We start from the raw sequence: 13,806 nt of genomic DNA on the forward strand, positions 1-13,806 counted from the left end.
CCCGTCGAGCTGATCGGCGGCGTGCGCTTCCCCGCCATCGGTGAACTGCCCTACCTGCTGACCCTCGCGGGCCACGGCTTCTACTGGTTCCGGCTCACCCGAGTCGCATCCCGCATCGGCCGCCGCCGCTGAGCACCGGCGCCGAGGAAAGGACGCGTGACCATGCCGAAGACCATCACCCCCCGGCCGAGAGCCGCGACCGGCACCGACCGGCCCCTGGCCTCGCTGAGCGGGCTGCTGCGCGAATGGCTGCCCCTGCAGCGCTGGTTCGCGGGCAAGGACCGGCCCGTCACCGATCTGTCGCTGCTGTCCATGAGCGAGCTGTTCCCGGGATGTCTGCACCTGCTGGTCCACGCCTCGCACGCGCCGGTGCCCACCCCCGGCGGCACGCCGCCGCCCGGCGACTGCTACCAGCTGCTCCTGGGCGTGCGCGAGCACCTCGCACCGCGGCTGGAGCGGGCGTACGTCGGCCGTGTCGGCGAGGGTCCGTTCGCCGGCCTCGCCGTGTACGACGCCCTGCAGGACCCGCGCTCGGCCCATCTGCTGCTGGAGCGGCTGCGGCAGCCCGGCACGTCGGGTCCGCTGCGCTTCGAGAAGGCCCCGGGCGTCCGTCTGCCCGGCGGCCTCCCGCCGCGGCTGCTGGACGCCGAGCAGTCCAACTCGTCGATCGTCTACGGCGACGCGTACATCCTGAAGCTCTTCCGCCGCATCCAGCCGGGCGTCAACCCCGACCTCGAGGTGCCGGGCGCGCTGGCCGCGCAGGGGTGTGCGCGGGTGCCGGCGCCGGTCGCCTGGTTCAGCACGAGCGCTCCGAGCCCGGCCACGCTGGGCGTCCTGCAGCCGTTCCTGCCGGACGCCACCGACGGCTGGACGCTGGCGCTGGGCGCGCTCGCCACGGGAGACGACTTCACCGCCGAGGCCCGGGAGCTGGGCCGGGCCATGGCCGAGGTGCACCTCGCGCTGGCCGACGCCTTCCCGCCGGCCGGACCGGGCGAGAACGGCCGTACCGCGGAGGCGATGTGCGCGCGACTGGACGCGGCCACGCACGCGGTGCCTGCGCTGCGGCCCTTCGTACCGGGCCTGCGGGCCGCGTTCGGCGCGCTGGCCACGTGCGACACCGGGCCTCCGGCCCAGCGCATCCACGGCGACCTGCACCTCGGGCAGGTGCTGCAGGCAGGGCGCGACTGGTTCGTCATCGACTTCGAGGGCGAGCCGTCCCGGCCGCTGGCCGAGCGGCGGGCCGCGCAGTCGCCGGTACGGGACGTGGCCGGGATGCTGCGCTCCTTCGACTACGCGGCCCGGCAGCGCCGCCCCTGGCGGCCGGAGTGGGCGAGCCGCTGCCGCGAGGCGTTCTGCGCGGGCTACGCGGCCCGCGCCGGGTGGGATCCACGCAAGAAGCACGCGCTGCTGCGCGCGCACGAGACGGACAGGGCGGTGTACGAGGTGCTGTACGAGGCGAGACACCGTCCGGACTGGCTGCCGGTTCCGATGGCCGCGATCCAGCGGCTCGCGGTGTGGGGAGGCTGACGTCATGACACGGAACGACACCGCACTTCCCCGGCCCGCGGGACCCGCACCGTCCGCGGCCGTCCCGCTCGGCCAGGGCGACCGCGACCGTCTGCTCGGCGGCGCGCACCACGACCCGCACGCCCTGCTGGGCGCCCACCCGGTGCCGGGCGGCACGCTGTTCCGGGCGCTGCGCCCGAACGCCCGCAAGGTCAGCGTCGTCGTCGACGGGATGCACAGCGCGCTGCCGTCGGAGGGCGGCGGTCTGTTCGCCGCCGTGCTGCCGTACGACGAGATCCCGTCGTACACGCTGCATGTCGCCTACGACGACGGTGAGCAGGAGGTGGAGGATCCGTACCGCTTCCTGCCCGCCCTCGGCGAGCTGGACCTGCACCTCATCCGCGAGGGCCGGCACGAGCAGCTGTGGCGGGCGCTCGGCGCCGAGCCCATGACCCATCAGGGAGTCGCGGGCACCCGCTTCACCGTGTGGGCGCCGAACGCCCAAGGGGTGCGGGTCGCGGGCGACTTCACGTACTGGGACGGCACGCAGTACCCGATGCGGTCGCTCGGCGCGTCGGGCGTGTGGGAGCTGTTCCTGCCGGGCATCGGCGAGGGCGCCCGGTACAAGTTCGAGATCACCTCCCGCCACGGCGACCGGTTCCTGAAGGCGGACCCGATGGCCCGCCGTACGGAGGTCCCGCCCGCGACCGCCTCGGTCGTGGCGGTGTCGCGGTACGAGTGGGACGACGCGGACTGGATGGCCCACCGGGGTGACACGCCCGTCCACGGGGCGCCGTTCTCCGTGTACGAGGTCCATCTGCCCTCCTGGCACCCGGGGCTGACGTACCGCCAGCTGGCGGACGAACTCCCCGCCTACGTGAAGGAGATGGGCTTCACCCATGTCGAGCTGATGCCGGTGGCGGGGTATCCCTTCAGTGGCTCCTGGGGCTACCAGGTCACCTCCTACTACGCGCCCACGCCCCGCCTCGGCTCCCCCGACGACTTCAAGTACTTGGTGGACGCGCTGCACCGGGCCGGTATCGGCGTGATCATGGACTGGGTGCCGGCCCACTTCCCCAAGGACGACTGGGCGCTGGGCAGGTTCGACGGTGACCCGCTGTACGAACCCGGGGACTGGCGGCGGGCCGAGCATCCGGACTGGGGCACGTACGAGTTCGACTACGGGCGGACCGAGGTGCGCAACTTCCTCGTCGCCAACGCCGTGTACTGGTGCGAGGAGTTCCACATCGACGGGCTGCGGGTGGACGCCGTGGCCTCCATGCTCTACCTCGACTACTCGCGGGACTCCGGGCAGTGGGCGCCGAACGTCTTCGGCGGGCGGGAGGACCTGGACGCGGTGGCCTTCCTGCAGGAGATGAACGCCACCGTCTACCGCCGCTGCCCCGGGGTGGTGACCATCGCCGAGGAGTCCACCGCCTGGGACGGGGTGACCCGGCCGACGGACAGCGGCGGGCTCGGCTTCGGGCTGAAGTGGAACATGGGCTGGATGCACGACTCGCTGGAGTACATCCAGCACGAGCCGGTGCACCGCAAGTACCACCACAACGAGATGACCTTCTCGATGGTGTACGCCTACACCGAGAACTACGTGCTGCCGATCTCCCACGACGAGGTCGTGCACGGCAAGCAGGCCCTGGTGTCGAAGATGCCGGGCGACTGGTGGCAGCGGCGGGCCAACCACCGCGCCTACCTCGCCTTCATGTGGGCCCACCCCGGCAAGCAACTGCTGTTCATGGGCCAGGAGTTCGCCCAGGGCGCCGAGTGGTCCGAGGCGCACGGCCCTGAGTGGTGGCTGCTGGACGAGGACTACCACTCCGCGGGGGACCACCGGGGCGTACAGCACCTCGTCCGGGAGCTGAACACGCTGTACCGGGCCACCCCGGCGCTGTGGCAGCGGGACACGGATCCGGGCGGTTTCCGGTGGGTGCTGTGTGACGCGGCGGACGACAATGTCTTCGCGTTCCTGCGGTTCGACACCGAGGGATCCCCTCTGCTGGCGGTGTCGAACCTCTCCCCCGTCGTCCGTGGCGACTACCGTCTCCGGGTGCCTGACGAGGTCCCCGCCTGGCAGGAGGCTCTGAACACGGACGACGCGCGCTACGGCGGCAGCGGTGTCGGCGTCGGCGCTCCGGGAGCGCTCAAGCCCGAGGACGGGTTCCTCCGGCTCACGCTGCCGCCGCTCGCCACTGTCTGGTTGACGCCCGTGCGCTGAACCCGCAGGTGTCGGCTGCCCACTCCGAGGGGCAGTCAGGGTCGTACAGACCTACGACTGCTCCTCGTCACGCGAACAGAAGGGCGGCCCACGTGCGCACTGTCGGAGTGGAGGAGGAACTCCTTCTGGTCGACCCGGACAGCGGGGAGCCGAAGCCGCTGTCGGCCGCAGTCCTCGCCCGTGCCACCGAGGACGATCCCGGACAGGACGTGTTCCAGAAGGAGCTGTTCGGGCAGATGCTGGAGTTCGCCACGCATCCGCAGGCGGACATGGCGGACCTCGGTGCCGAGATCGTGCGCTGCCGCAAGGAGGCGTCCCGGCTGGCCGGCGAGATCGGCTGCGCGGTCGCCGCGCTCGCCACGTACCCGATGCCGGTCACCCCCGCGCTCACCCTGCACGAGCGCTACCAGTGGATGGCCGGCCGGTACGGGATGACCACCCAGGACCAGCTCGTGTGCGGGTGTCACGCGCATGTTTCGGTGGAGTCCGACGAGGAGGGCGTCGCCGTCCTCGACCGGATCCGGCCGTGGCATCCGGTGCTGCTGGCGCTGAGCGCCAACTCGCCGTTCTGGCAGGGCCGGGAAACCGGCTACGTCAGCTACCGCAGCCGGGTGGTGCGGCGCTGGCCGCAGGCTGGGCCGAACGAGCTGTTCGGCTCGGCCGAGCGGTACCACCGGCTGGTGCGGGACATGGTGGCCAGCAGGGTCATCCTCGACCGGGGGATGCTGTACTTCGACGCGCGCCTGTCCGCGAGCTACCCGACGGTGGAGATCCGGGTGGCGGACGTGTGCCTGCGCGCGGACACCACCGTCCTGATCGCCACGCTGGCCCGTGCCCTGGTGGAGACGGCGGCACGCGAGTGGCGGGCGGGCCGGCCGCCGCTCGACCACAGTGTGAGCCTGCTGCGGCTCGCGGCCTGGCAGGCCGCCCGGTCCGGCCTGGACGAGGAGCTGTTGGACCCCGAGACCATGCTGCCCCGGCCCGCGGCGGAGGTGCTGTACGCGCTGCTGGAGCACACCGGGGACGCGCTCACCGACAGCGGTGACGCGGCCGGCGTCGAGGAGGCCGTCGCCAGGGTGCTGCGCCGGGGCAACGGCGCCCGCGAGCAGCGGCTGCTCATGGAGCGCACGGGCAGCCTGCGGGACGTCGTGACCGCGTGTGTGCGGCACACCCAGGACTAGGGCCTGTCCGCCGGGGTCGGGGTTCGGGTGACTCGTGTGCTCAACGGCCTCTGGACACGCGCAGATCATCAGCCGATCACGACTTGCCTGTTCCTGGCCCCGAAACCGCTTGCCTGGGCTACATTCGAGCACCGCCGGCAACTGAGCCGACCGGCGGAGTCACCCTCCGTACACCTCGGGAGCAGCGCATGCGCGACGACGCCCTCGCTCCAGCAGCCGTACCGCCGCTGACCGGCGGGCTCGCCGACAGCATCTTCGAGACCGCGGACCGGAATCCGACGCTGCCGCTGCTCGCGCGGCGCACGGACGCGGCGCCCGGCGTGTGGGAGGAGGTGACGGCGGTCGAGGTGCGGGACGAAGTGGTCGACCTGGCCAAGGGCCTGATCGCCTCGGGGATCTCCCCGGGCCACCGGGTGGCCCTGATGGCGCGGACCCGTTACGAGTGGACGGTGTTCGCCCACGCGCTGTGGACCGTCGGCGCGGAGGTGGTCCCGATCCACCCGGCGTCCTCGCGGGACCAGGTGGAGTGGATCCTGCGGGACGCCGGCTGCGTGGCCGTCGTGGTCGAGGACGAGCAGGGCATCATGACGGTCGGCACCGTGTGCGCGGGGCTGCCGCGGCTGAAGCACGTCTGGCAACTGGACGCGGACGCTCTGGCCCGGCTGGCCGAGCAGGGCGCGGTCATCCCGCTGACCACGGTGGACTCGCTGCGCCGGATCGTGCTGCCGGACGCGACGGCGGCCATCGCCTACACCTCGGGCACCACCAGCCGTCCGCTGGGCTGCGCACTGAGCCACCGCGGCCTGGCCCACCCGTGCGACATCCTGCTCGCCGGCTGGGGGCACACCGCGGCACCCCCGGGCGAACAGCCGTCGGTGCTCGCCTTCCTGCCCTTCTCCCATGTGTACGGGCTCATGATCCAGGTGCTGTGCGTGCGCGGCGGGGTCCTGATGGCGCACGAGCCGGAGATGACGGCGGAGGCCCTCGCATCGGCGCTGGGCACGTTCCGGCCGACGTACCTGTACGGCGTGCCGTCGGTGTTCGAGAAGCTGTACAAGACCTTCCTGAGGACCGCTCAGCAGGCGGGCCGGGGTGCGCTGTTCGAGCGGGCGGCACAGACCGCCCGGGACTTCGCCGAGGCGGAGGAGCGCAGGCGGCTGGGCCTCGGGCCGGGTCCCGGGTTCGATCTGCGGCTGCAACACGCCCTGTACGAGCGGACGGTGTACCGCAAGCTGCGGGCCGCGCTCGGCGGGCGTGCCGTGCGGGGCACCTCGGGCGGCTCGTCGCTCAGCCGGGAACTGTCCCTGTTCTACGAGGGCATCGGGCTGTACCTCCACGACGGTTACGGGCTGACGGAGACCTCCGGCGGGATCACCATGCAGCCGCTGGGCCGGGAGAAGTCCGGGACCGTGGGCCGGCCGCTGCCCGGCACCGAGGTCCAGGTGGCCGACGACGGGGAGATCCTGGTGCGCGGCCCGTCGGTGTTCCAGGGCTACGTCGGCGAGGAGGCGCGGACGCGGGCCGCGCTGTACGGCGGCTGGCTGGCCACCGGCGACATCGGACGGCTGGACTCCGAGGGCTATCTGACGATCACCGGCCGCAAGAAGGACGTGATCGTCACCAGCAGCGGCAAGAGCGTGGCACCGGCCCCGCTGGAGGAGCGGCTGCGCATGCATCCGCTGGTGCACCAGGCGGTGGTCGTCGGCGACGACCGGCCCTGCGTGGGGGCCCTGATCACGCTGGACCCGGAGTTCCTCGCGCACTGGCGGGCCGGCCTGGCCCTGCAGGGCGAGTCCCCGAGCCGGGAGGCCCGGGAGGAGAACGCGCTCAGGGAGGAGATCGCGCGGGCCGTCGCGTCGGCCAACAGCTCGGTGTCCCGCTCGGAGTCCATCAGGGTCTACCGCGTCCTCCCGGAGCCGTTCGCCCCGGACAACGGGCTGCTGACGCCGTCCATGAAGCTGCGCCGGGACGCCATAGCGCGGCACTACGCCGCCGAGATCGACGCGATGTACGAGGCCCGGTCCCGCGCGGCGTGGCGGCCGGGTCCTGAGGAGACGGCCGACTGGGACGAGTCGGACAACGTCTTCCGCTAGGAGGTGCCGGTACGGAGCCCAGTCGGCCGGCGGACGGATAACCCGGCCCTGCTCGGGGAACCCGGCAGCAGTGGAGTGATCAGCAACGACGACCGCCCTGGTCGCGAGGGGCCGCCCGCCCCGACCGGACGGGGCCTGGGAATGCGAGATGGCGACGGAGCCGCTTGGGGACGACACACCGCCCTCGGAGGAGTGGGCCGAGCGGGCGTTCTCCTTCCAGGGTGAGCTGCGCAATGTGACGGGGGCGCGGCTCGCCGCGGAGGAGTTCCTGTGCGCCCTCGCCCGGGACGTGCCACCCGGCACGCCCGAGTACTGGGACGACATCCTGCTGGTCGTCACGGAACTGGCCGCCAACGCCGTCCAGTACGCCCCCGGGCCCTTCGGTCTGCGGATGCGCCGCACCTTCGACGGGGTGCACGTGACGATGCACGACACCAGCACCACCCGGCCCGAGCCGCGGCCCTTCCGGCCGAGTGCGGGCGGCGGCGGGATCGGCTGGCACCTGGTGCACACGCTGTGCAGTCAGGTGAGCGTCGTCGTCGAGGACCAGGGCAAGGACATCCACGTGTTCCTGCCCTGGTGAGCGGGGACGCCGCGGTGTGGCGTCCAGGAGTACGACGTGTATCTGTGCGAGATCGGGTTACTCCTGCCCCCAGCAGGGGCATGCTGGTGCCCACGCGTTCGTCTGCCTGCCGCACCCAGCTGGCGGAACGGCTCGGGGCACGGTGGGATCGGTGTGGCCGCAGCGATCCCGGGCACGCGAACGGTGTCGAGTCGGACCGCCTGGAGCCGCAGAAAGGGATGAGCACCGTGACACGACCCAGGATCCTGGTGGTTGGCGCAGGCTTCGCCGGAGTCGAGTGCGTCCGCCGCCTGGAGCGGAAACTCGCCCCGGACGAGGCCGACGTCACGCTGGTGACGCCGTACGCCTACCAGCTCTATCTCCCCCTGCTGCCCCAGGTCGCCTCCGGTGTGCTGACACCGCAGTCGATCGCCGTCTCGCTGCGCCGCAGCAAGAAGTACCGCACCCGGATCATCCCGGGCGGTGCGATCGGCGTGGACCTGAAGTCCAAGGTCTGCGTCGTCCGCACCATCACCGGCGACATCGTCAACGAGCGGTACGACTACCTCGTGCTGGCGCCGGGCAGCGTGACCCGCACCTTCGACATCCCGGGGCTCACCGAGCACGCCTTCGGGATGAAGACCCTCGCCGAGGCCGCCTACATCCGCGACCACGTCATCACGCAGCTGGACCTCGCGGACGCCAGCGACGATCCGGCCGAGCGGGCCGCGCGGCTGCAGTTCGTGGTGGTCGGCGGTGGATACGCGGGCACCGAGACCGCGGCCTGTCTGCAACGGCTCACGCACGCGGCCGTGCAGCGCTATCCGCGCCTCGACCCGAACCTGATCAAGTGGCACCTCATCGACATCGCGCCCAAGCTCATGCCGGAGCTGGGCGACAAGCTGGGCCGCAGCGCCCAGGAGATCCTGCGGCGGCGCGGCATCGACGTCTCGCTGGGCGTGTCGATCGACAAGGCGGGAGCCGAGGAGGTCACCTTCACCGACGGCCGGGTGGTGCCGACCCACACCCTGATCTGGACGGCCGGTGTGGTCGCGAGCCCGCTGATCGCCACGCTCGGCGCGGAGACGGTACGCGGCAGGCTCGCGGTCACCGCCGAGATGGCCCTGCCCGGTCAGGACGGGGTGTTCGCGCTCGGCGACGCGGCAGCCGTGCCCGACAAGGCCAAGGACGAGGAGAACGCGGTCTGTCCGCCCACCGCCCAGCACGCCATGCGCCAGGGCCGGAAGGTCGCCGACAACGTCATCGCGACCCTGCGCAACGAGCCGCTGGTGCCGTACGCGCACAAGGACCTGGGCCTCGTCGTGGACCTCGGCGGCAAGGACGCCGTGTCCAAGCCGCTGGGCATCGAGCTGCGGGGCGTGCCCGCGCAGGCGGTGGCCCGCGGCTATCACTGGTCGGCGCTGCGCACCAACGTCGCCAAGACCCGTGTCATGACCAACTGGCTGCTGAACGCGGTCGCCGGCGACGACTTCGTGCGCACCGGCTTCCAGTCCCGCAAGCCGGCCCGGCTGAAGGACTTCGAGTACACGGACTCCTATCTGACACCGGAACAGGTCCGCGCCCAGGTGGAGGGCGGGGCTGCCGAGACTTCCTGATGTGACCCAGATCACCGAAGATCGCCGATCACTTCCCGGTCGGTCGGCGGTCTTCTCTGGTGATCAGTACGCGTCACACGGATGGGACACACCACCATGACCGAGAAGACCGTGACGGGCCCGGCGAGCTACTTCCCCTCGATCGAGAAGAAGTACGGCCGTCCGGTCGCCGAATGGCAGGAGCTGATCCGTTCCTCGCCGGCCAAGCACATGGAGCTGGTGGCCTGGCTGAAGTCCGAGCACGGCCTCGGGCACGGGCACGCCAACGCGCTCGTCGCGTACACGCTGGCCGAAGGCGCGTAGCAGGTCGGCCGAGGGCCGGTGGTCCGGACCGCCGTGCCATGCTGGGGCGGAGATCAAGTTCTGGCACGGGAGAGAGCGCGGCGGCGTGAGGGCAGCGGTGCGGTCGGGGTGGGCACGGATGTGGGACCGGCTCGCGGCGTCCGATCCCGGGCTGCTGCGGCTCACCGCGGGCCTGCGTACGGTGGCCGCCATCGTCCTCACCCTCGCCGTGCTGGCCCTGCTGCGGGTCCCGGTCCCCCAGCTCGTCGCGGGCGCCATGGCGTCGATGGTCGCGACCTTCGCCCTCCGGGAGAAGCAGCGTTCCCGGCAGGCCGTCACCCTCGCGCTGGGCCTGCCGGTGGCGCTCGCCTCGGTGTCGTTGGGCGCGCTGCTGAACCAGCGGGTCGTCGTGGGCGACGTGTTCTTCGTCGTCCTCATCTTCTGTGCCGTCTACGGCCGCCGGTTCGGCGACCGCGGCACGGCGCTGGGCCTCATCGGCTTCCAGATCTACTTCCTCTCCTTGTTCGTACACGCGACTTCGTCCACGCTGCCGGCCCTGTACGGCGTGATCACCGTGGCGTTCGTGTGCAGCGCCACCGCCCGCTTCGTCCTGCTGCCCGTGACCCCGGCGGGCACCCTCGACCGGCTGCGCCGGGCCTTCCGGGCCCGGCTCGGGCAGCTGATCGCGGCCCAGACAGAGCTGCTGGACGCCGGACCCGACGAGGCCGAGAAGGTGCTGGAGCACCTGCGCACCGGCACCGCCCGGCTGCACGAGACGGCGCTGATGATCCAGGGCCGGCTGGAGGACGGCACCGCCGACGAGGCGACGGCACGGCTGCTGCAGCGGCGCATCGCCGACGCCGAGATCGCCGCCGAGCGGCTCGGCCTGCTACTGCTCACCGCGCGCAGCGCCGAACGGACGGACACGCTCACCCTGCACCTGCCCGGCGCGCCGCTCCCGTCCGGCGGCGAGCTGCCGGTGCGGGACGAGGCGACGGCGGTGCTGCGCCGGGACCTGGAGGCGCTGCGCCTGCTGGTGCTGCGGCCGGTCGGCGAGGCCTCGGGGACGGCGCAGGCGCAGGCGCGCAACCGACTGCTCGGCTACCGCGAGGAGGAGAACCTGCCCGAGGCGTCCCCGGCCGTACAGGACGTCTTCCGGGGTCTCGGCGAGGCCGCGCGGGCCGTCCTCGGGTTGCGGATCGCCCTGGACGGGCCGCAGGACGAGTCCGACGACACGCCGGCGACGGCCCGGTCCCGCGAGGAGCTGGACGCCGAGGACGCCGCCATCGAGAGCGGCGAGGAGGCCGAGGCCGAGAAGCCGGAGCCGACCGGGCTCGGCCGGCCCACCACCCGGGCCGCCGTGCAGGTGGCCGTCGGTTCGGCCCTCGCCATCGTGGGCGGTGAGCTGCTGTCCAGCCAGCGCTGGTACTGGGCGGTGCTGACCTGCTGGATCGTTTTCCTGAACACCGCGTCCACCGGCGAGATCCTGGTGAAGGGCTACCGGCGGCTGGTCGGCACGGTCCTCGGCGTGGTGGCCGGCATCGGTCTCGCGGGACTCGTCGGACATCACACCTGGACGGCGTTCGCGCTGGTGCTGCTGTGCATCTTCGCGATGTTCTTCACCGCGCCCCTGTCCTACACGCTGATGTCGTTCTTCGTGACGGCGATGCTGGGGCTGCTGTACACGCTGCTGAGCACCTACAGCGTGTCGGTGCTGGTGCTGCGCGTGGAGGAGACGGCGCTGGGCGCGGCCTGCGGGATGATCGCGGCGGCTGTGGTGCTGCCGGTCCACACCGACCGGCGCACCAACGACCTGCTCGTCGACGTCCTCGAGAAGCTGGCGGACGTCACCCGGGCCGCCATGGACCAGCTGAGCGGCGCGCCGCCGGCCGACCTGGTGGACCAGGCGCGCGACCTGGACCAGGCGCTGGCCGACCTGCGCGCCGCCACCCAGCCGCTCACCCACCCGATCGCCCCGCAGCGCGGCCGCCGGGACACCGCCCGGTACGTGGTGGCCCTGCTGGAGACCTGCGCCTACCACGCGCGTTCGCTCGCGGCCACGGCCGAGCTGCTGCCGACGCACCCGTCGATCGCGGCGGATCCCCGGTTGCGCGGGGTCGGGCGGCGGATCGTGCACAACATCGAGGCGATCGCCGCGCACGTCGCGGACCCCCGCTCGGCGGCGGGGATCGAGACCGGACCCAGCATCGCGTCGATGCTGGAGCCGGGCACCCTGCGCACCCCGCGCTACGGCCGGGTGACCGACCGGGTGCTGCGGCATCTGCAGCGCCTGGACGAGGCGGTGTCGGGTCTGGCCCGGCCGCTGGGCATCGCGCGGGAGCGGTCGAAGAAGTGACGGCCGGTCACGGGGTGGTCCGGCCGCCCTGCCGCTGTCCGAGTGCCACGGCACGTACGCGGGCGCAGCTGCGGCTGATGAGCCGGGAGACGTGCATCTGGGAGATGCCGAGCCGGTCGGCGATGCGGCTCTGCGTCATGTCTTCGAAGAAGCGCATGTAGAGGATGGCCCGCTCCCGCTCGGGCAGCTGACGCAGCCCCTCCTTGGCGGCCTCGCGGTCGACGACGACTTCGTACGAGGAGTCCGTGGCACCCAGCGTGTCGGCCAGGCTGTGGCCGTCGTCGCCGGTGGACAGCTCGGCGTCCAGCGAGAGGGTGCTGAAGCTCTCCAGCGCCTCGAGGCCCTCGGTGACCTGGCCCTCGGTGAGGCCGGTGTGCGCGGCGATGTCGGCGGCGGTGGGTTCGGGCGCACCGGGGTGCTGGGTGAGTTCGCGGCGGGCCAGGCGCACCCGGTTGCGCAGCTCCTGCACCCGGCGGGGCACCCGCACGGCCCACATCCGGTCCCGGAAATGCCGTTTCACCTCGCCGGTGATGGTCGGCACGGCATAGCTCTCGAAGGCCCCCCGGGAGGGGTCGTACCGGTCGATGGCCTTGACCAGGCCTAGTGCGGCCACCTGGCGCAGATCCTCGGTGGACTCCCCGCGGTCGCGGAACCGGCCGGCGATCCGGTGCGCCATGGGCAGCCACTCGGCCGCCAGTTCGTCGCGCACGGCGTCCCGTTCGGGGCCGTCGTCCAGTTCCACGAGCCGCGCGAAGACGGCCGCGGTGTCGGGGGCGTCGTCATGGGTCCGCCGCACCGAGGCGACGGAGTCGGTGTCGGGCGTACCCGTACGGCTTGTCAACGTGTCGGTCAGCATGCGCAATCGCTCCTGAGAGGTGGCTTCAGCGCGGGCGGACTGGGGGTGCGCCTGCCCGTCCGCCCGGGTGGCAAACGCCGCTTGCCGGAACTTCGGCAGCCGGCTTCGGCACGGCGGTACTGGGATCAGCGGGCGCGGGCCGGGTACCCGGACCACATGACCGACTGTGTGGACGCGGACGAGTTGTTGCGGCGCATCCGGCTGGGCCGGGACCGCGCGGCCGAGCGGGAACGAGCCTGCCGGGAGCGGGCGCGGGGGCTGACGGTGACCGATCCGGACGGGGCGAGGGAGGCGTCCGCGCGGGCGCTGGCGTACGAGGCGGTGCGGCTGGTACTCGATGAGGTGGTCGACCCGGGCGGACCACCCCTGGCGCCGGCCGGAGTGAAACAGGTCACGTGACCCGCTCCCGATTGGGTGAATTCCCAGGAGATGGTTTACCGTTCATCCATAAGTGGTGACGGAGTCGACCGTAACCGTCCTCCCTTACCACCGCACACGGCCCTGGCTGGCTTCCCCCGTCCAGCCAGGGCTTTTTCATGCCTCCACGGCACATCCCCGACAGAAACCCGCTTCCTTCGAGGTGCCCCGGACGGCGGCAGCGGCTGAAATGGGCTTGGGGAAACCACCCGAACCGCTGCCGGCGAGGAGTGCCGCGCCATGACCAAAGCGATAAAACTGCTGACCGCCCTCCCGCAGGCCCAGCGCGAGCGGCTGATGGAGCTGGCCAAGGAGGTCTCCTTCCCGGAGGACACCCGCATCTTCGAGGCGGGCGGCACCGCCGACCGCTTCTGGGTGATCCGCTCCGGCGCGGTCCACCTGGACCAGCAGGTCACCTCCCGGCAACGGATCACCGTGGCCACGCTCGGCGCGGGCGACATGCTCGGCTGGTCCTGGCTGTTCCCGCCGTACGAGTGGGACTTCGGCGCGGTGGCCTTCAGCAACGTCCGGGCCTACGAGTTCGACGGGCCGTCGGTGCTGGCGCTGTGCGTGGAGGACCCACTGCTCGGGCTGTCGCTGGTGCGCACGGTCGCCGAGGTCCTCGCCCACCGCCTGGAGACGACCCGTGGCAAGCTGATGGAGCAGTACACGATCCGGCGGCGCAGCGGCCCGCTCTAGAGCCT

At 72.2% G+C, this 13,806-nt stretch carries 12 protein-coding genes; 11 read left to right on the forward strand and 1 reads right to left on the reverse strand.

Annotated elements, in window-relative coordinates:
• From ACWC5O_RS17275 to ACWC5O_RS17315, 9 genes are all read left to right on the forward strand, one after another.
• Positions 1-132, forward strand: a 132-nt coding sequence (locus ACWC5O_RS17275; RefSeq protein ID WP_356407469.1) for an alpha-glucosidase C-terminal domain-containing protein, incomplete at its 5' end; no start/stop codon positions are given.
• A 30-nt stretch (positions 133-162) separates the two neighbouring features.
• Entirely contained in the window at positions 163-1,527 is a 1,365-nt protein-coding gene (locus ACWC5O_RS17280) for a maltokinase N-terminal cap-like domain-containing protein (RefSeq protein WP_450587461.1), read from the forward strand.
• Between the two features lie 4 nt (positions 1,528-1,531).
• Positions 1,532-3,739, forward strand: a complete 2,208-nt coding sequence (gene glgB, locus ACWC5O_RS17285; protein WP_450587463.1) for a 1,4-alpha-glucan branching protein GlgB — start codon at positions 1,532-1,534, stop codon at positions 3,737-3,739.
• A 92-nt stretch (positions 3,740-3,831) separates the two neighbouring features.
• A complete protein-coding gene (locus ACWC5O_RS17290) occupies positions 3,832-4,920 on the forward strand; it encodes a glutamate--cysteine ligase 2 (RefSeq protein ID WP_450587464.1) in 1,089 nt (362 codons plus the stop codon).
• Positions 4,921-5,108: 188 nt separating this feature from the next.
• Positions 5,109-7,013: an AMP-dependent synthetase/ligase gene (locus tag ACWC5O_RS17295; RefSeq protein ID WP_450587466.1), complete on the forward strand. Its 1,905-nt coding sequence runs from the start codon at positions 5,109-5,111 to the stop codon at positions 7,011-7,013.
• Positions 7,014-7,161: 148 nt separating this feature from the next.
• Positions 7,162-7,596: an ATP-binding protein gene (locus ACWC5O_RS17300; RefSeq protein ID WP_450587468.1), complete on the forward strand. Its 435-nt coding sequence runs from the start codon at positions 7,162-7,164 to the stop codon at positions 7,594-7,596.
• A 218-nt stretch (positions 7,597-7,814) separates the two neighbouring features.
• Positions 7,815-9,191: an NAD(P)/FAD-dependent oxidoreductase gene (locus ACWC5O_RS17305; RefSeq protein ID WP_450587469.1), complete on the forward strand. Its 1,377-nt coding sequence runs from the start codon at positions 7,815-7,817 to the stop codon at positions 9,189-9,191.
• A 96-nt stretch (positions 9,192-9,287) separates the two neighbouring features.
• Positions 9,288-9,494 (forward strand): DUF4287 domain-containing protein, encoded by a 207-nt coding sequence (locus ACWC5O_RS17310; protein ID WP_450587471.1) that lies wholly within the window; start codon positions 9,288-9,290, stop codon positions 9,492-9,494.
• Positions 9,495-9,612: 118 nt separating this feature from the next.
• Complete coding sequence (locus ACWC5O_RS17315) at positions 9,613-11,829, forward strand: FUSC family protein (RefSeq protein WP_450587473.1); 2,217 nt, start codon at positions 9,613-9,615, stop codon at positions 11,827-11,829.
• A 7-nt stretch (positions 11,830-11,836) separates the two neighbouring features.
• Here the strand turns inward: ACWC5O_RS17315 and ACWC5O_RS17320 are convergent, their stop codons facing one another.
• On the reverse strand, positions 11,837-12,685 hold the full coding sequence (locus tag ACWC5O_RS17320; protein WP_450587475.1) for a SigB/SigF/SigG family RNA polymerase sigma factor: 849 nt from the start codon (positions 12,683-12,685) through the stop codon (positions 11,837-11,839).
• A 156-nt stretch (positions 12,686-12,841) separates the two neighbouring features.
• Here ACWC5O_RS17320 and ACWC5O_RS17325 point away from each other — a divergent pair, with 156 nt between their 5' ends.
• Positions 12,842-13,084: a hypothetical protein gene (locus ACWC5O_RS17325; protein ID WP_450587476.1), complete on the forward strand. Its 243-nt coding sequence runs from the start codon at positions 12,842-12,844 to the stop codon at positions 13,082-13,084.
• A gap of 258 nt (positions 13,085-13,342) precedes the next feature.
• Complete coding sequence (locus ACWC5O_RS17330) at positions 13,343-13,801, forward strand: cyclic nucleotide-binding domain-containing protein (protein ID WP_450587477.1); 459 nt, start codon at positions 13,343-13,345, stop codon at positions 13,799-13,801.
• Positions 13,802-13,806 lie beyond the last annotated feature (5 nt).

Source organism: Streptomyces sp. NPDC001450, from assembly GCF_053597295.1.